At 64.1% G+C, this 18377-nt stretch carries 15 protein-coding genes; 14 read left to right on the forward strand and 1 reads right to left on the reverse strand.

Annotated elements, in window-relative coordinates:
* Nucleotides 1–8 precede the first annotated feature (8 nt).
* The 3 genes from VJ673_RS02500 (at nucleotide 9) to VJ673_RS02510 (ending at nucleotide 3567) form a co-directional block, all read left to right on the forward strand.
* Nucleotides 9–1829 carry an ATP-binding protein gene (locus VJ673_RS02500; RefSeq protein WP_324124442.1) on the forward strand — a complete coding sequence of 607 codons (1821 nt, stop codon included), beginning with the start codon at nucleotides 9–11 and terminating at the stop codon, nucleotides 1827–1829.
* Nucleotides 1826–3175 carry a sigma-54-dependent transcriptional regulator gene (locus VJ673_RS02505; RefSeq protein WP_324124443.1) on the forward strand — a complete coding sequence of 450 codons (1350 nt, stop codon included), beginning with the start codon at nucleotides 1826–1828 and terminating at the stop codon, nucleotides 3173–3175. Before VJ673_RS02500 ends, VJ673_RS02505 begins: the two co-directional genes overlap by 4 nt.
* Nucleotides 3176–3300: 125 nt before the next feature.
* Nucleotides 3301–3567: a hypothetical protein gene (locus VJ673_RS02510; RefSeq protein WP_324124444.1), complete on the forward strand. Its 267-nt coding sequence runs from the start codon at nucleotides 3301–3303 to the stop codon at nucleotides 3565–3567.
* 27 nt (nucleotides 3568–3594) lie between these two features.
* Here the strand turns inward: VJ673_RS02510 and VJ673_RS02515 are convergent, their stop codons facing one another.
* Entirely contained in the window at nucleotides 3595–4542 is a 948-nt protein-coding gene (locus VJ673_RS02515; RefSeq protein ID WP_324124445.1) for a LysR family transcriptional regulator, read from the reverse strand.
* 183 nt (nucleotides 4543–4725) lie between these two features.
* Between VJ673_RS02515 and VJ673_RS02520 the strand changes: the two genes are divergently transcribed.
* The 11 genes from VJ673_RS02520 to VJ673_RS02570 all read left to right on the forward strand — a co-directional run bounded on the left by VJ673_RS02520 (nucleotide 4726) and on the right by VJ673_RS02570 (nucleotide 18267).
* Nucleotides 4726–6417 carry a DUF1302 domain-containing protein gene (locus VJ673_RS02520; protein WP_324124446.1) on the forward strand — a complete coding sequence of 564 codons (1692 nt, stop codon included), beginning with the start codon at nucleotides 4726–4728 and terminating at the stop codon, nucleotides 6415–6417.
* Nucleotides 6418–6448: 31 nt separating this feature from the next.
* Nucleotides 6449–7801 carry a DUF1329 domain-containing protein gene (locus tag VJ673_RS02525; protein WP_324124447.1) on the forward strand — a complete coding sequence of 451 codons (1353 nt, stop codon included), beginning with the start codon at nucleotides 6449–6451 and terminating at the stop codon, nucleotides 7799–7801.
* Nucleotides 7802–7954: 153 nt separating this feature from the next.
* Nucleotides 7955–9010 carry a WD40/YVTN/BNR-like repeat-containing protein gene (locus tag VJ673_RS02530; protein WP_324124448.1) on the forward strand — a complete coding sequence of 352 codons (1056 nt, stop codon included), beginning with the start codon at nucleotides 7955–7957 and terminating at the stop codon, nucleotides 9008–9010.
* Complete coding sequence (locus VJ673_RS02535; protein WP_324124449.1) at nucleotides 9007–11406, forward strand: efflux RND transporter permease subunit; 2400 nt, start codon at nucleotides 9007–9009, stop codon at nucleotides 11404–11406. The genes VJ673_RS02530 and VJ673_RS02535 overlap by 4 nt, the downstream gene beginning before the upstream one ends.
* Nucleotides 11407–11510: 104 nt before the next feature.
* Nucleotides 11511–13202 carry a sigma 54-interacting transcriptional regulator gene (locus tag VJ673_RS02540; RefSeq protein ID WP_324124450.1) on the forward strand — a complete coding sequence of 564 codons (1692 nt, stop codon included), beginning with the start codon at nucleotides 11511–11513 and terminating at the stop codon, nucleotides 13200–13202.
* 386 nt (nucleotides 13203–13588) lie between these two features.
* Nucleotides 13589–15094, forward strand: coding sequence for an aromatic/alkene/methane monooxygenase hydroxylase/oxygenase subunit alpha (locus VJ673_RS02545; protein WP_324124451.1), 1506 nt, complete (start codon nucleotides 13589–13591; stop codon nucleotides 15092–15094).
* A 13-nt stretch (nucleotides 15095–15107) separates the two neighbouring features.
* Nucleotides 15108–15419, forward strand: a complete 312-nt coding sequence (locus tag VJ673_RS02550) for a toluene-4-monooxygenase system B family protein (RefSeq protein WP_324124452.1) — start codon at nucleotides 15108–15110, stop codon at nucleotides 15417–15419.
* A gap of 35 nt (nucleotides 15420–15454) precedes the next feature.
* A complete protein-coding gene (locus tag VJ673_RS02555; protein ID WP_324124453.1) occupies nucleotides 15455–15790 on the forward strand; it encodes a monooxygenase system ferredoxin subunit in 336 nt (111 codons plus the stop codon).
* A 6-nt stretch (nucleotides 15791–15796) separates the two neighbouring features.
* Nucleotides 15797–16138, forward strand: a complete 342-nt coding sequence (locus tag VJ673_RS02560; protein ID WP_324124454.1) for an MmoB/DmpM family protein — start codon at nucleotides 15797–15799, stop codon at nucleotides 16136–16138.
* Nucleotides 16139–16192: 54 nt separating this feature from the next.
* Complete coding sequence (locus VJ673_RS02565) at nucleotides 16193–17179, forward strand: aromatic/alkene monooxygenase hydroxylase subunit beta (RefSeq protein WP_324124455.1); 987 nt, start codon at nucleotides 16193–16195, stop codon at nucleotides 17177–17179.
* Nucleotides 17180–17247: 68 nt separating this feature from the next.
* Nucleotides 17248–18267 carry a 2Fe-2S iron-sulfur cluster-binding protein gene (locus VJ673_RS02570; protein WP_324124456.1) on the forward strand — a complete coding sequence of 340 codons (1020 nt, stop codon included), beginning with the start codon at nucleotides 17248–17250 and terminating at the stop codon, nucleotides 18265–18267.
* The last annotated feature ends 110 nt before the right edge of the window (nucleotides 18268–18377 follow it).

Below are 18377 nucleotides of genomic sequence, written 5' to 3' on the forward strand. Positions count from 1 at the left end.
ATGAGGGGGTGAGGACCAGGCGCGTCAGGCGTGCGCTGAACCTGCTGCTCCTCGTCGCCGCTTGCACGCTGGCCGCTTGGCTGGGCTACCGCGCGGCGTGGGAGTGGCAGCTCGCGCGCCTGCACGATGCCGGCCGACAGCGCCTCGTGCTCTTTGCCCGCAGCCTCGAGAGCGTGCTCGACAAGTACGAGCACCTGCCCTTCATGATCGGCCTGCATAAGGACGCGATTCGCCTGCTGCGCGACAAGGATCCGGCGCTGGTCCCGGCGGTCAACGAACTGCTCAAGCAGGCGCAGGCGGGGACCGAGGTCACGCAGTTCTACCTGCTCGACACGGCCGGCACTGCGGTCGCGAGCAGCCAGCAAAGGCTGATCGGTAACAACTACGAATATCGTCCGTATTTTCGACAAGCGATGGCCGGCGGAGCGGGGCTCTTCTACAGCGTTGGCACGACGACACTGGTGCCGGGCTGCTTCCGCTCGCGGCCGGTGCGCGATGGCGATCGCATCATCGGCGTTGCCGCGATCACCTTCAGCCTGAACGGCGTGGAACGCGGGTGGGCCGAGAGCGGAGAGCGCGTGGCGCTCGTCGACGAGAACGGGGTCGTCGTGCTCAGCACGACCGAATCATGGAAGTACCGCGCGCTGAAGCCGCTGTCGGAGGAGGTACGCAAGCGCGTCGTCGCAGCCCGGCAATATCCGGAGGTCCAGATCCGTCCGCTCGCTGCCGAGGCGCTCGATGTGCTGCCCGAGGGAGTCGTCGTCGACGGCGCGAAGTTTCCTGAAGGGCGGGGCAAGTGGCTCGCGCAGTCCTATCTGATCGGCGGACCCGGCTGGGGGCTGATGCTGTTCTCGGACCTGCGGGAAGTCCGCGAGACGGCCGTGCTCGGCGGAGTCGGCGCGGGCTTCGCGGCGGCTTTCCTGGCGTCGCTCTTCGTCTACGGCCGCTTGCGGAAGAAATCGCGGCGCGACCGGCGCGAGGCTGCGGAGGCGCTGAAGCGCGTCTCGGAAGACCTCGAACGGCGCATCGAGGAGCGCACGGCGCAGCTGTCGAATGCCAATCAGCAACTCCATGAGAAGGTCAACGACCTGGAAAAGACCGAGGCGATCCTGCGCAAGACGACGGACGACGCCGTCCAGGCTGGCAAGCTTGCCGTGCTCGGCCAGCTTGCGGCCGGCGTGTCGCACGAGCTTAACCAGCCGCTGTCCGCGCTGCAGATGCTCGCCGGCAACGGCGTGACGCTGCTCGAGATGGGCGAGACCGACGAGGTCCGCGGCAACCTCCAGGCGATCGGCGAGCTCGTCGGACGCCTCGGGCACATCGTCGGACCGCTGAAATCGTTTGCCCGCAAATCTCCGCTGGAGCTTGTGCCGGTACGCCTCGGCGCGGCTATCGACAATGCGCTGATGCTGCTATCCGCCGTGACGGCCAGGACGCCCGTCAAGATCGAGGTGTCGATCGAGCCGCCCGATCTCCATGTGCTCGCGGATTCCGTCCGCCTCGAACAGGTCCTCGTCAATCTGATCCGTAACGGCGTGCAGGCGATGATGGAGGAGGGCGGCGGCGGAGACCTGCGGATCGAAATCACCGCAACCTCGGACGCGGGCATCGTGCGCCTCGTGATCCGCGATTACGGCCCCGGCTTTTCCGCCGATACGCTCGCGCATCTCTTCGAACCCTTCTATACGACCAAGCCGACCGGCGAAGGACTGGGCTTGGGGCTCACGATCTCGCGTGCGATCATCGAACGACTCGGGGGCACGCTGCGTGCCGAGAACGCCGAGCCTGGCGCACGTTTCGAAATCCTGCTCAAAGATGCGACTCCATGACTGCCGACCAGACGCTCTGGCTCATCGAAGACGACCCCGCCGTGCGCCACGCGAGCAGCCAGTCGCTGCGGCTTGCGGGTTTCACGGCGCGCGCCTTCAACGACGCAGAGTCTGCGCTGGCGGCGCTTGGCGATCAGCTGCCGGATACGGTCGTGTGCGACGTGCGCCTGCCGGAGATGGACGGCCTTGCCTTCATGGCGCGGCTGCTGCGCACCGATCCCGGCATTCCCGTGATCCTGATCACCGGTCATGGCGACATCACGATGGCCGTGCAGGCGATGCGTGCCGGCGCCTACGACTTCATCGAGAAGCCTTTCCCGCCCGAACGCCTTGTCGAAGTTGTCCGGCGCGCGCTCGAAAAGCGTCGCCTGACGCGCGAAGTGAGCCGTCTCACCGAGGAGCTCGCACGTCATGCCGGCGCGGCGATCATCGGCGAATGCGCGGCGATTCAGAATCTGCGCCGTCTCGTCGGCGCGCTCGGACCGACCTCGGTCGACGTGCTGCTGCATGGCGAGACGGGCGCCGGCAAGGAAGTGGTCGCGCACGCCCTGCATGCGGCGAGCGGACGCACCGGGCCCTTCGTCCCGATCAACTGCGGCGGCCTGCCGGAAAGCGTGTTCGAATCGGAAATGTTCGGCTACGAGGCGGGCGCTTTTACCGGTGCGACCAAGCGGCGTATCGGCAAGATCGAGCATGCGCACGGCGGCACGCTCTTCCTCGACGAGATCGAAAGCATGCCGCTCGCGCTGCAGGCGAAGCTCCTGCGCGTGCTGCAGGACCACCGCGTGGAGCGCCTCGGTGGTAACGCGTCGATCGAGGTCGATTGCCGCGTCATCGCCGCGACGAAGGACGACCTGAAGGTGTTGGCGGAGCAGGGGCGTTTTCGAGCGGACCTGTTTTACCGGCTGAACGTCGCCGTGCTGCAGCTGCCGCCCCTGCGCGAGCGCAAGGAAGACATCCCGCTGCTGATGGCGCACTTCCTGAGTGAGGCGGCGCAGCGCTTCAAGCTGCCGGCCCCGACTTGGGGTGCCGTGGACGTCCTGCGCTGGCAGGCGCACGACTGGCCGGGCAATGTGCGCGAACTGAAGAACACCGCCGAGCGGATCTGCCTCGGCCTGTCGGACGGGCTGTCCGCGAAGGAAGGCGAGGACGGCGGGCCACCCGGCTTGGTCAGCCAGCTGGAGCAGGCCGAACGGGGCTTCATCCGCAGCGCCCTGAAGGTTAGCCAGGGCAACGTCGCCCGGGCCTCCGAATTGCTGAAGCTTCCGCGCAAGACCTTGTACGACAAACTCGCCCGCTATGGTCTGCGCGCAGAGGATTTTCGTGATTCGCAGGCGAGCAATTGAATCGGGAACGTCGTACTATCCGGCCTCCGCTCAAGAAGTGAGTGCGCGCGCGGTTGACCTAAATCACCGCAGCGGTTGTCGAAAAGCGTTATAAAGTCAGTGAACTTTCCAGGATCTCAGCGGCCATGAAGAGCCACCTCTCCGAGCACATCCTTCCCGCCAATCCGCGTTTCCATCTGCATCGGCCGGACGGGTTGTTCATGCCGATCTCCTTCTTCCTCGTCACCGAGCGGATGCGAGGAGAAATCGAGCAGGAGCGCGAGCTGATCCTGCAGGGGCTCGCGCCCGCGTTGCGCGTCAAGCAGGAAAAGCTCTTTGCGCGCTACGACCTCAAGGGCAGTGCGCGCGCTTTTGAAGACATGTTGCGGCTGTTCGATGTGCCGGGACACTAACCCGACGTAAGTTTCAATGGCAGGCGATCAGATGCCTGCGTCCCAGACCGTCCCGTTCGTGATGTCGACTGACTCGTCGAAAGTCCCTGCCTTGCGGAAGCTGCGTACGCAGTCCAGGAAAGCGGCGAGTATCGGCGACTGATCGTCCGACCGGTACAGGCAGCTCAGGTCGATGCGGCTGTTGGCCGGGCTGTCGTGCAAGGGCCGGAAGACCACACCGGGGAGCGTCAGCGCGGTGACCGATTCCGGCACGAGGCAGATGCCGAAACCGCCGGCGACGAGGGCGACGCCCGTCACCGCGTCGCCGACTTCCTGCGACACGTTCGGCACGAAGCCGGCCTCCTCGCACAGACGCATGACCTTGTCGACGAAGTTCGGCCGTGCACCGGTCGGGAATAGCACCATCGGGTGATCCGCGAGGGCGCGGAAGGGCACGGATTCTTCCTGTGCCAAGGGATGGTTCTCGTTGACGGCGAGCAGTAGCGGTTCGGTCGCGACGAGTTCGGTCGCAAGGTCCGGCAAGGGCGCGAGCATGCGATTGAAGCCGACCGTGATGCGGCGCTGGCGGAGCGCCTCGATCTGTTCGGCCTTCGTCATCGTGTGCAGCACGATCTTCACTTCAGGGTAATCGTTGCGGAAGGCGAGCAGCAGCCTCGGGATCGTGCCGAGGATGCCCGAGCCGAAGATCGCGATGTCGAGGCGGCCGAGCTTGCCTTGGCCCGCGCGTTGCGTGCGCTCGGTCGCCTGTTCGACCACTGAGCGGATGTTGCGCGCCTCCTCCAGGAAGAGTTCGCCGGCTTGCGTGAGCTCCATGCCTTTGGGCGTGCGATTGAAGAGTTTCACGCCCAGTTCTTCTTCCAGTTGCTGGATCTGCCGGGTCAGTGGCGGCTGCGAGATGTGCAGGCGCGCCGCCGCGCGGCCGATGTTTTCCTCTTCCGCGACGGCAATGAAGTAGCGCAGATGTCTCAGGTCCATGGTTCTCCGGGTCCTTGTGGGCGTGCGTGCGACACCATACCTTGAAGGTATCAAGAGCGCCAACTAATGGTATTGGACGGTAATCCTCGACATCGATAACTTCCTCTTCCAGATCGGACGACATGCAGGGCATTTCCCCGCGGAGCGCGCCGACGGAAAAGCATATTGCATAAGGAGGAAGACATGGGGTCCAGGCAATTGGCGCCGCGCCGCGCGCAGGTTTTTCGTCGCCGACCGGCTGTCGCCGCGGTGCTCGGTGCGCTGGCCGCGCTGTCCGCCGCGTCAGGCGCGTCTGCGTTCCAGATCGACGGCGGTGATTCCGACGTTCGCATGACGTGGGACAACACGATCAAGTACAGCGCCGCGTGGCGCACTCGTAGCGCCGATTCGCGGGTCGCCGACAATTCGCTGGGCGTGCAGGCGAACACTAACGACGGCGATCTGAATTTCGGTCGCGGCCTGATTTCCAATCGCGTCGATCTACTGTCCGAATTCGACCTGCGTTACAAGCGCGACTTCGGTTTCCGCGTCAGCGGCGCCGCCTGGTACGACGACGTCTATAACCGCCACAACGACAATCCGGGCGCCCTCGGCGGGGCGCTGGTGAACTCCCGCTCCGCGCGCTACGACGAATTCACCGACGACACGCGCGACCTGCACGGGCGCAAGGCGGAATTCCTCGATGCCTTCGTCTGGACCAACCTCCATCCTGGCCAGATGAACCTGAACGTGAAGGCTGGCCGCTTCACGCAGCTCTACGGCGAGAGCCTGTTCTTCGGCAGCAACGGTATCGCGGCGGCGCAGACTTCGCTGGACCTCATCAAGGCCCTGTCGGTGCCGAACTCTCAGTTCAAGGAGATACTGCGGCCGGTGGGCCAGCTTTCTGCGCAATTGCAGATCAACGACAAGGTATCGGTGGGCGCGTATTACCAAGTCGAGTGGCGCAAGACGCGGCTGCCAGCGGCGGGAAGCTACTTCAGCTTCGCAGACTTCGTCGACGACGGTGGCGAAACCGTGATCCTCGGGCCGGGCGCTGCGGTGTTCCGCGGCAAGGACATCGAGGCGAAGGATTCGGGGCAGGGTGGCCTGCAGCTGAAGCTGAAGTCAGGCGACACCGAATACGGGATCTACGCCGCGCAGTACCACGACAAGCTGCCGCAGTTCTACCTGCGGCCCGGCGTGCATGTGCGGGCGGGCAGCGTCGGCGACTACGTACAGGTGTTCGGCGAAAACATCCGCACGGTCGGCGGCAGCTTCAGTACGTTGGTCGGTGAAACCAACGTCGCCGGCGAACTCTCGTTCCGCGACAACATGCCGCTCGTCGCGAGCGGCAATACCGTGATCCTGCCCGGCAACACGACCGCCGACGGCGATAACAACGCGGCCTACCCGGTCGGCCGCACGATGCACCTCAACCTCTCGGCGATCAGCGTGCTGGCGGGCAATTCGCTGTGGGAAGGGGCGTCCTTCATCGGCGAGTTCGCGTTCAACCGTCGCCTGAAGATCACCGACAACGCCAACCAGCTCGACCCGCGCGCAACCCGCGATGCCACCGCCGTCCAGTTCATCTTCCAGCCCGAGTACTTCCAGGTCCTGCCCGGCCTCGACGTGCAGGTGCCGATCGGCGTCGCCTACGGATTGAGCGGCCGCTCGTCTGTGAATGGCGCGCTCTTCCCCGCCGAGCATGGCGGCAACCTCAGCATCGGGCTGAAGGGCGAGTACCAGAAGACCTGGCAGGCGAGCCTCAACTACACGCACTACATCGGCTCGCCCGGTTCGGTGATCCGCTACAACACCGCGGTGCCCGAGCTCTCGTACGACAACTTCCATGGCGACCGCGACTTCGTCTCGCTGTCGATCCAGCGCACGTTCTGATTCCGCATATCCAGAAAACGAGGAGACGACCATGAACAAGCCACTTATTCTTTCGGCGGCCATCGCCGCTGTACTGCTCGGCGCTCAGGGAGCGCAAGCTGCGGTCGGTGCCGACGAAGCCGCGAAGCTCAAGACCACGCTGACCCCGCTTGGTGCAGAAAAGGCCGCCAACAAGGACGGCAGCATTCCGGCCTGGGACGGCGGTCAGACCAAGCCGCTCGCGGGCAAGAAGATGGGCGACATCCCGCTCGAAATCTTCACCGGCGAGAAGCCCGTCTTCCAGGTGAACGCGAAGAACATGGCGCAATACGACGCGATGCTGTCCGAGGGCACGAAGGCGCTGCTGCGGAAGTACCCGGAGAGCTTCCGGCTCGACGTCTACCCGACGCACCGCACCGCGGCTGCCTCGCAGAAGGTCTACGACAACGTCGCGAAGAACGCGACGCGCTGCAAGCTGAAGGAGGGCGGCTATTCGCTCGAAGGCTGCGTCGGCGGCACGCCTTTCCCGATTCCGAAGGAAGGCGTCGAGGTCATGTGGAACTACCTGATGCGCGTCGAAGCGCCGTCGATCGAATACCGCTTCAAGAACATCGTCGGGAACGCGGACGGCAGCCACACGCTTGCCACCCGTAACGAGATCGCGTTCCAGTATCCGCAGTACTACGAAGACGCGACGCCCGAGACCTGGTCAGGGGAGTACGCGATCCTGCGCTTCAACACGCTGGAGCCCCCGTTCAAGGCCGGCGAGTCGCTCGTGATCCGTGACAGCATCGATCAGAAGGTCGGGCGCCAGGCCTGGCAGTATCTCGTTGGCCAGCGACGCGTTCGCCGCGCGCCGACCGTCTCGTACGACACGCCGGACTTCGTCGCCTCGGGCGCGAACTACTTCGATGAGGTGCAGGGCTTCTTTGGTTCGCTCGACCGCTTCCAATGGAAACTGGTCGGCAAGCAGGAGATGCTGATCCCGTACAACAACAACGGATTCGTCGGTGCGAAGCTCGACGACGCGCTGGCGAAGTACCACCTGAACCCGGACCAGGTGCGCTGGGAACGTCACCGCGTATGGGTTGTCGAGGCGACCGTCGCCGCCGGCAAGCGCCACGCCGTGCCCAAGCGCCGCTACTACCTCGACGAGGACACCTGGCTGATCGCGCTGGTCGATGGCTATGACGCCGAAGGCAAGCTGTGGCGCACGACGCAGGTCACGCCCTTCGTCGTGCCCTCGATCCCGGCGACCCTGATGAAGACCGCGACGGTGTTCAACCTGCAGGCCGGCACGATGAGCGTGATCCAGGCGCTCAACGGCGAGGACTTCAAGGTCGTGCCGCGCAAGCAGGAAACCTACTTTACCGGCGACGCCGTCGCTGCCGAAGGCGTGCGCTGACGCCTTTCCCGGTTGCGGACCCGACCTCGGTTTCTTCCCCCATTTCCTCCCCGGGGCCGGGTTCCGCTCTTCCGTGTCTCGATCCGAGTAACGAAGATGCACTCAATCCATAGATCCTGTCCTCGTGCGATGCTCGCGACGGCGCTCTTCTCCATGTTGCTACTTTCGGGAACCCAAGGCGCGGTCGCTGCGCCGGTATCCGACCTGCTCGACCTCCCCGCAACCGTGAATGCGCGCGCGACACGCGCGCTGCAACTGGCCGTGACCCGCGCCGGCGACCGCTTCGTCGCGGTCGGCGAGCGCGGCACGGTGCTGCTTTCCGACGACAACGGCCGGAGCTGGCGCCAGGCGAAGCGGGTTCCTGTGAGCGTCGCGCTCACAGATGTCCATTTCCCGACACCGCAGCTCGGCTGGGCAGTTGGGCACAGCGGCGTCGTGCTGCATAGCGCGGACGGCGGCGAAACCTGGGAGCGGCAGCTCGACGGCAAGCAGGCGGCGCAGCGGGTGCTTGAAGATGCCCAGCAGCACGCAGCCGAGGGCGAGCAGGGGGCTCGCCGCGTACGCGAGGCCGAATCCCTCGTCGCCGACGGTGCGGACAAGCCCTTGCTCAGTGTGCATTTTGCGGACCCTCAAAGGGGCTGGGTCGTCGGTGCCTACGGCCTCGCGCTCGGCACGGCCGACGGCGGCAAGAGCTGGCGCTCGCTGACGGCTTCGGTCCCGAATCCCAAGGGCAAGCATCTGTACCAGGTGCGCGGTGATGGTGACCATCTGCTGGTCGCCGGCGAGCAGGGCGCGCTTTTCCGTTCCACGGATGGCGGCGTCTCTTTCCAGGAACTACGTACCCCCTACGCCGGCACGTACTTCGGCGTGCTGAACGGGCGCGGCACGACACTGCTGGCGTTCGGCCTGCGCGGCAACGCGTGGCGCAGTGCAGACGGTGGTGCGACCTGGGAAAAGGTCGAGATCGGGCAGCCGGTGACGATTGCCGCAGGCAGCGTGCTCGGCGACGGGTCGGTGGTGCTCGGGGACGAGAGCGGTCGTCTGATGCGCAGCTTCGACGACGGTCGCAGCGTCGCGCCTGTTTCGGTTCCACCGGCGGCCGGCCTAACTGGCGTCGCGCAGGCAGCCGATGGCGCCCTGATCCTTTCCGGTCCGCGCGGCCTGATCCGCGTTGAACCCGATCTCCTTGTTTCGGAAGCGAAAAAATGAGTCACGCTCACGCACTTCCCTCCGGCGTGGTCGTCGCCGACCTGTCGGACTTCGACACCGGCGAAGGTTCCTTCGGCGAACGCCTGCTGTTCAACAATCGCCTCGTGATCGTCCTGCTATGCCTGATCGCGACCCTCGTGCTCGGCTATCAGGCCCGCGAACTGTCGCTGAACGCGGCCTTCGAGAAGATGATCCCCACCGGTCATCCCTACATCGCGAACTTCCTCGAAAACCGCAAGCAGCTCGCCGGCATGGGCAACACGCTGCGCATCGCCGTCGAGGCGAAGGAAGGCACGATCTTCGACGCCGACTATCTCGACACGGTGCGCAAGATCAACGACGAGCTCTTCCTGCTGCCGGGCGTCGACCGGCCGTACATGAAATCGTTGTGGACGCCGGCCGTGCGCTGGACCGGCGTCACGGAGGAGGGGCTCGATGGCGGGCCGGTGATCCCCGACGACTACGACGCCTCGCCCGCGAGCCTGGATCAGGTGCGACTCAACGTCGAGCGCTCGGGGGAGGTCGGCCAGCTCGTCGCCGCGAATTACAAGTCGAGCATCGTGCTGGTCCCGCTGCAGGACAAGATCGCCGAGAGCGGTGAGCGCATCGACTATGCGAAGCTGTCGGAGCGCATCGAGGAACTGCGCGCGAAGTACGAAAACGATCGCGTCGCCATCCACGTCACCGGCTTCGCGAAGGTCGTCGGCGACCTGATCGCCGGGCTGCAGCAGGTGATCGTGTTCTTCGCGCTTGCGATCGCCATCTGCACCACGGTCCTCTACTGGTACACGCGCTGCCTGCGCAGCACGCTGCTCGTCGTGCTGTGTTCGATAGTCGCGGTGGTGTGGCTGCTCGGCCTGCTGCCTACGCTCGGCTATGAGCTCGACCCATACTCCGTGCTCGTGCCCTTCCTCGTCTTCGCGATCGGCATGAGCCACGGCGCGCAGAAGATGAACGGCATCATGCAGGACATCGGGCGCGGCACGCACAAGCTGGTCGCCGCGCGCTACACCTTCCGCCGGCTCTTCCTCGCCGGGGTCACGGCGTTGCTGGCCGACGCCGTGGGCTTCGCGGTGCTGATGGTGATCGACATCCAGGTCATCCAGGACCTCGCCGTCACGGCGAGTATCGGTGTCGCGGTGCTGATCTTCACCAACCTCGTGCTGCTGCCGATCCTGCTGTCCTACGCAGGCGTCAGCCCGGTAGCGGCGGCGCGCAGCCTGCGCGCGGAGGCGACGGATGCGAACGACGCCGCGCACGCGAAGCACCCGTTCTGGGCCTTCCTCGACCTCTTCACGCAGCGCAAGTGGGCGGGCATTGCCGTCGCAGCGGGCGTCGTGATGGGCCTCGTCGGCCTTGTGATCAGCTTTCAGCTCAAGATTGGCGACACCGACCCGGGCGCGCCGGAGCTGCGTGCCGATTCGCGCTACAACCGCGACAACGCCTTCACGGTCGCGAATTACGCGGCGAGCAGCGACGTATACATCGTGATGGTGAAAACACCGCAGTACGCCTGCGCGCACTACGACACGCTGATGTCGGTCGATGCGCTCGAACGCGAGCTGCAGCAGTTGCCGGGCGTCGAAGCGACGAGCTCGCTCGCGGGACTCGCGAAGGTGTCGCACGCCGGCATGAACGAGGGCAGCCTGAAGTGGTTCGAGGTGCCGCGTTCGCAGGACATGCTGAACGCCATCATCACCCGCGCGCCGCGCGAGCTCTTCAACCAGAACTGCGATCTGACGACGCTCTACGTCTATCTGAAGGACCACAAGGCCGACACACTGACGAGCGTCGTGCAAACCGTCGAGGCCTTCGCCGCCCAGCATGGCAGTGAGGAGATCCGCTTCCTCAACGCCGCGGGCAACGCCGGCATCGAGGCCGCGACAAACATCGTCGTCAAGAAGGCCAACGTCGAGATGCTCTTCCTCGTCTACGGAGCAGTGATCATCCTCGCCTTCATCACCTTCCGCTCCTGGCAGGCGGTGATCTGCGCGGTGCTGCCGCTGATGCTCACGTCGGTGCTGTGCGAAGCGCTGATGGTCGGGCTCAACATTGGCGTGAAGGTTGCGACGCTGCCCGTGATCGCGCTCGGCGTCGGCATCGGCGTCGACTACGCGCTCTACGTGATGACGGTCACGCTCGCGCAGCTCAAGAACGGCATGAGTCTCTCGGAGGCGTATTACAAGGCGCTGCTCTTCACCGGCAAGGTCGTCGTGCTGACCGGCATCACGCTCGGCATCGCGGTCGCGACCTGGACCTTCTCGCCGATCAAGTTCCAGGCCGATATGGGCATCCTCCTCGCGTTCATGTTCGTCTGGAATATGCTCGGCGCGCTGATCCTGCTGCCGGCGCTCGGGCATTTCCTGCTGCGTCCGAAGAAGACGATGACGATCTGAGGAAATTCGCGGAGGCCGAACACTCTGGGCGATAATTGCATGTAGCTTACGAAATTGACGAGAGGGCGCCGCACGAACGGCCCCCCGCGAGGAGAGAAAACCGGATGCACGAGAAGCTGATCGAGCAGTTCAACCTGCGCTCGCGGCTGCGGTTCAACGTCGAGAGCGGGCACATCTGGCTCGGCGAGAACCGGATGCTGATGTTCCACGCGCAGGCCTTCGGCGCGCTGCGCAAGGAGCTCTTCGATTCGCTCGGAGCGAAACGGGCGAAGGGCCTGTTGCTGCGCATGGGCTTTGCCTCGGGACGCCACGACGCCGAACTCGCGTGCAAGCTCTCGAATCAGCTCAACGCCTACGACGCCTTCCAGATCGGCCCCGAACTGCACGCCTTCGAAGGGCTCGTCAAACCGACCATCCTCGACGCGAAGATTGACTGGGAACAGGGCACCTTCTTCGGCGAAGTCCTGTGGGAGAATTCCTGGGAGGCGGAATCGCACATCCAGCACTTCGGCATCGGTGACGACGTCGCCTGCTGGAGCCTCGTTGGCTACGCTTCCGGCTACGCGAGCTATTTTCTGAAGCGCTTTATCGTGTTCCGTGAAGTCGAATGCGTCGGAAAGGGCGACTCGCGCTGCCTGATCGTCGGCAAGCCGGCCGAGGAGTGGAAGTTCGAAGACGATTACCTCGACTATTTCCAGCCCGACAATGTCGAATGCAAGCTTCGCCAGCTGCAGGAGGACGTCCGTCAGCTGAAGGCGACACTCCACGCGCAGCGGGCGCCGGCCGGGCAACTGGTCGGCAACTCGCCGGCCTTCCGCGCCGCCTTCGACCTGGTCAACAAGGCCGCGAAGAGCCCGATCAGCGTGCTCCTGCTCGGTGAAACCGGGGTCGGCAAGGAGATGTTTGCACGTTGGCTCCATGAGCACAGTGACCGTGCCGACCAGCCTTTTGTCGCGATCAACTGCGCCGCGATCCCGCATGACCTCATCGAGTCCGAGCTCTTCGGCGTGCAGAAAGGCGCCTATACGGGTGCGCAGCACTCGCGCCCGGGCCGCTTCGAGCGAGCGAACGGCGGAACCTTGTTCCTCGACGAAGTCGGTGATCTGTCGCCGGCCGCCCAGGTGAAGCTGCTGCGGGTGTTGCAGACCGGCGAGGTCGAACGGCTCGGCGACGACCAGACGCGAAAGGTGAATGTGCGCTTGGTCGCGGCGACCAATGTGAACCTGCAGCAGGCGATCACGGAAGGGCGCTTCCGCGCCGATCTGTACTACCGGCTTGCAACCTATCCGGTCACGATCCCGCCGCTACGCGAGCGCAAGGCGGATATCCCGCTGCTCGCGCACGCGCTGGTCGACAAGATCGCGCCCACCTATCACAAGAAGCTCGACGGCATTACCGGCCGGGCGATGCAGGCGCTCGTTGCTCACGACTGGCCTGGCAATGTCCGCGAACTGGAGAACCTGATAGAGCGCGGCGTGCTCCTTGCCGAGCCGGGCGGTCTGATCGAACTCGAGCACCTCTTCGCCGCTGGCGCCGTGCCGGGCGTCCAGAACGACGCCGACGTCGGGCGCGAGGGCTTCCTGCGTGATGCGGCCGAAGCAAGCCGTGGGCGGCTCTATGATGCGCTGCTCGAGGAAGGCTTCGACCTCGAAGCTCACGAGCGACGGCTGGTGGAACTGGCGGTCCGGCGTTCGAAAGGCAACCTGACACACGCTGCGCGGCTGTTAGGAATCACTCGGCGGCAATTGGCCTACCGCCTAAAGCAGGACGTTCCGTCGGCCCCTCCGGGCGATTAAGCCAGAACGGTCACGGCCCTGCCGGGGGCGGTTCGACGTCCTGCGCTTAAACGCCGCTCTAGCTCCTCCATCAAGGCCTATGCAGGCCGACCTCCGAATCCGATTCCGTGTCCCCTCGGCGGAAGGGTCTTCCATTGACCATCGCGAGGCTTACATCGGCCTGCGCGCGCGGTGAATCGAGCACGCCTGGGCCCGCAGCGGCGGACCGCGTGCGCACTCACGGTAGGTCTCTAAACCAAAGTCTAATTTCGGCACGTGTCGCTTCCGCTTAACGTGTCCTCACGCCCGATGCAACGTCGTTTCAACGACCGCAGGGCAGTGGCGACACGTTTCGCCGTACTTCGGGGGCATCAGAACTCCCGATATTACTCAGGAAGGAGACACGAATGGCTGTACTCAACAGAATGGATTGGTACGACCTGGCCAGGAGCACGAACTGGACTCCGTCGTACGTGACCGAAGACGAATTGTTCCCCCCGAAGCTGGCGGGCGACTTCGGTCTGCCGCAGAACGCATGGGAAAAATACGACGAGCCGTACAAGCAGACGTATCCCGAGTACGTGAAGGTTCAGCGCGAAAAGGATGCCGGCGCCTACTCGGTGAAGGCCGCCCTCGAGCGTAGCCGGATCTTCGAAAATGCCGACCCGGGCTGGAAGTCGGTGATGAAAGCGCATTACGGCGCGATTGCCCGCGGCGAATATGCGGCGGCGAGTGCCGAGGCGCGGATGATGCGTTTCTCGAAGGCCCCGGGCATGCGCAACATGGCCACGCTCGGCTGTCTGGATGAAGTCCGCCACGGCCAGATGCAGCTCTACTTCCCGCATGAGCATGTGGCCAAGGATCGCCAGATGGACTGGGCTTTCAAGGCCTACGACACCAACGAATGGGCCATGATCGCGGCGCGCCACTTCTTCGACGACATCATGATGACGCGCGATGCGATCAGCGTCTCCATCATGCTGACGTTCAGCTTCGAGACCGGCTTCACCAACATGCAGTTTCTCGGCTTGGCGGCGGATGCGGCTGAAGCGGGGGATCACACGTTCGCGAACCTGATCTCCAGCATCCAGACCGACGAATCGCGTCATGCCCAGATCGGCGGTCCCGCCCTCAAGGTGCTGATCGAGAACGGCCACAAGGCCGAGGCGCAGAAGCGGGTGGATATCGCCGTCTGGGGCGCCTGGAAGCTGTTCTCGATTCTGACCGGTCCGATCATGGACTATTACACGCCGCTCGAGCACCGCAAGCAGTCGTTCAAGGAGTTCATGGAGGAATGGATCGTCGCGCAATTCGAGCGCGCGCTGACCGACATGGGCCTCGATCTGCCGTGGTACTGGGACATCTTCCTGAACGATCTCAGCCAGACCCATCACGGCATGCACATGGGGGCCTACTACTGGCGCCCGACCTTGTGGTGGAACCCGGCCGCAGGCGTCACGCCGGACGAGCGCGCCTGGCTGGAAGCGAAATACCCCGGCTGGAACGACACCTGGGGCCAGTGCTGGGACGTGATCATCGACAACGTCGTCGACGGGAACATGGCGCTGACCTATCCCGAGACGCTGCCCTATATCTGCAACATGTGCCAGTTGCCGATCCTCGGGACGCCGGGCAAGGGCTGGAACGTCAAGGACTATCCCCTCGAACACAACGGCCGCCTTTATCACTTCGGGTCCGAGGTCGATCGCTGGGTATTCCAGCAGGAGCCCGAGCGTTATGCGGGCCACATGACCATCGTCGACCGCTTCCTGGCTGGGATGATCCAGCCGATGGATCTGGGCGGCGCCCTCCAGTACATGAACCTCGCACCGGGCGAGATTGGTGACGACGCGCACAACTATGCCTGGGCGGAAGTGTACCGGGCGCTGCGGGCAGCCCGGAAGGCCAACTGAGCATAACGATCAAATGAGCTGGCGTGCCAGGCGCCGGCCCGAAAAGGAGACAAGAGACATGGCTTTATTTCCGCTGACCTCGAATTTCGAGGGTGATTTCGTTCTGCAACTGGTGGCCGTCGATTCGGAGAACACCATGGATGAGGTCGCCGCGGCGGCTGCCGTGCATTCGGTCGGCCGCCGCGTGAAAGCGCGTCCCGGATGCACGATGCGGGTCCGCCGGCAGGGCAGCGACGCCTTCCTGCCCCGCACGATGAAGGTGTCCGAATCGGGCCTCAAGCCGACCGAAACCATTGAAATCATCTGGGAAGCGCCGCAGCACTGATTGCGGCCCCACTCACGACGATCCGGGAGAGAAGCATGAGTTTCACGAAAGTTTGCACGATGGATGACCTCTGGGAAGGGGAGATGGAGCCCTTTACTGTCAATGGCCACGACATCCTTGTGGTGTGCGCCGAGGGCGGGAATGTGAGGGCTTTCCAGGGCATCTGTCCTCACCAGGACATCCCGCTTTCCGAGGGCAAGTTCGACGGCGAGAAGATCATCTGCCGCGCCCATCTGTGGCAGTTCGATGCCTGTTCGGGCAAGGGGATCAACCCCGATGACTGCGCCCTTGCCGAATATCCGGTGAAGGTTAATGGCGACGACATCCTGGTCCAGACCGAGGGCGTCGAGCCTCTGTTCGCGCACAGCTGAGCCAAAGTGAATAAGCAGGACAAGGAGAAATCAGTGAGCGCGTCGAAAGCAGGACAGGCCTATCACAACAACCTGGTCGGACCGGTAATGCGTGCCGGCGATCTGGCCCAGGCAGTGATCGAAGCGGCTCGGGTCGATAACCCGGGCAAGGAAATTTTCGTCGAAGACAAGCGGGCGTATATCCGCATTCATGCGGAACAGGAGATGGTTCTGCGCCAGGAAACGATCGAGGAAGAGCTCGGCCGTCCGTTCAGGATGAACGACCTGCAGGTGGATTTGAGTTCCTTCGCGGGTCAGATCGAGAGCCAGGACACGGCCGTGCGCTTTTACTTCAACAGAACGCTGTAAGTGCTGTCCGGGAATCGCCCGATAGCCACGTAAGAAAATCGAGGAGACAAGGAAATGTCTGAAATTCAGCCGTTGAAACCGCTGAAGACCTGGAGTCATCTGGCCGCTCGCCGCCGCAAGCCGAGCGAGTACGAGATCGTCACGGCCAATCTTCACTACAACGATCGGGACCCGAACGCTCCGTACGAGCTGGACCCCGGCATGTTCATGAACGAGTGGTACAAGAAGAACACCTTCGCGACGCCGCTCCGGCACGACGACTGGAATGCGTTCCGCGACCCCGACGAGGTGGTCTACCGCACCTACAACCTGATGCAGGACGGACAGGAGACCTATGTATTCGGACTGTTCGACCAGTTCAGTCAGCGCGAACATGACAAGGCCATCGATCCCCGCTGGGCGGGCTCGCTGGCCCGTTTCTATACTCCGGCCCGCTACCTGTTTCACACGCTCCAGATGGCCTCGGCCTACGTCGGTCAAGTCTCGCCGGCGAGCACCATCACCAACTGCAATTACTTCCAGATGGCGGACAGCCTGCGCTGGTTGAGCCACACGGCCTATCGTACGAAAGAGCTGTCACTGGTTTTCGACGACAAGGGCTTCGGTGTCGACGAACGGCGGTATTGGGAACAGGACCCGGCGTGGCAGGGTTTCCGGGAGCTGATGGAAAAGGCCCTGACGGTCTGGGATTGGGGCGAGGCGATCGTCGTCCTCAACCTGGTGGCCAAGCCGGCGATCGAGGAGAGCGTGCTGCGCAAGCTGGGCGAGTCGGCACGTCATAACGGCGACACGCTGCTCGGCCTGATTACCGATGCGCAACTGATCGATTCCGCGCGCCATCGCCGCTGGGTTAGCGCCTTCGTCCGGATGGGCCTCGAGACACCGGGCAACCTCGAGATCATGCGGGGCTGGATCGCGAAGTGGGAGCCGCTCGCCGACAAGGCGATCGAGGCGTACTGCTCGCTTCTGCCCGATGTCGCGGAGGCGGCCGATTCCGCCAAGTGCGCGACGCGCGAGTTCCGCGCTTCGCTCGGGCTGTAAGAGCCTCGTCATGTTCTCCGCTTCGGGACCGGAGCCGGTCCCGAAGCACCTGTCCTGGAAGAGAGGCTATGAGCGAACAGGCAAGTATCACCAATCAGAAGGATGGCGGCACATTCGCGCAGGCGCCCGGCGACAGCATCCTGCGTGCCGCATTGCGAGCAGGGGTCGGCCTGACTTATGAATGCAATTCCGGCGGCTGTGGCGGCTGCAAATTCGAACTGATCGAAGGCGAAATCGAGACGCTCTGGCCTGATGCTCCCGGACTGAGCGAGCGGGACAAGAAGCGTGGCCGCCATTTGGCCTGCCAGTGTCGCGCGGTAGGCGACATCAGGATTTCGGCGTCGAGCTCCGCGGAATACGTTCCGCCCTTGCTGCCGCGGCGTCAAGCCGCCCGGCTGGCATCGGCGCGGGACGTCACCCATGACATCCGCGAATTCCGATTTGTCGCGGAAGAGGGCGCGGACTTCCGGCCCGGTCAGTATGCGATGCTCGATCTGCCTGGAGTGAGCGGTTCACGCGCCTACTCCATGGCCAATACGCCGAACGACCGGCGCGAGTGGCATTTCCAGATCCGCCATGTTCCGCTGGGACAAGGGACGCAGACCTTGTTCGATCGCCTTGAAGTGGGTGACGAGATCGGCCTCGACGGGCCGTATGGTGTCGCCTATCTGCGGACCGACAGCCCGCGCGACATCGTCTGCATCGCCGGGGGATCCGGGTTGGCGCCGATGGTGTCGATCGTGCGGGGAGCGTCCGAGGGCGGGCTGCTGAACGAGCGCAGACTGCACTTCTTCTACGGGGCACGTTCGCCGCGGGATGTCTGTGGCGAGGATTTCCTTCGGCCGCTGCCCGGGTTTGGAGAACGGATACGTTACATCCCCGTCGTTTCACTGCCCGATGAAGATGGGGAGTGGTGCGGCGCGACAGGTTACGTCCACGACCAACTCGAACAGGTACTGGGGGGGCCGCTTGCCGGCTATGAGTTCTATTTTGCCGGTCCTCCGCCGATGACTCAGGCCTTGCAGGAGTTGCTGATGGTCGGCCACAAGGTGCCGTTCGGACAGATCCACTTCGATCGCTTCTTCTGAACGGCCGGCGACTCGCCGCAACGAACGGCAAGCGCCAGAAAAATTAAAACCGTTTGAAAACCCGGTGTTGCCGCACGAGGCCCCTCAGCTCGGGTGCCTCGACTGCGGCT

This window comes from Aromatoleum sp. (assembly GCF_035254505.1).
Lineage (GTDB): Bacteria > Pseudomonadota > Gammaproteobacteria > Burkholderiales > Rhodocyclaceae > Aromatoleum.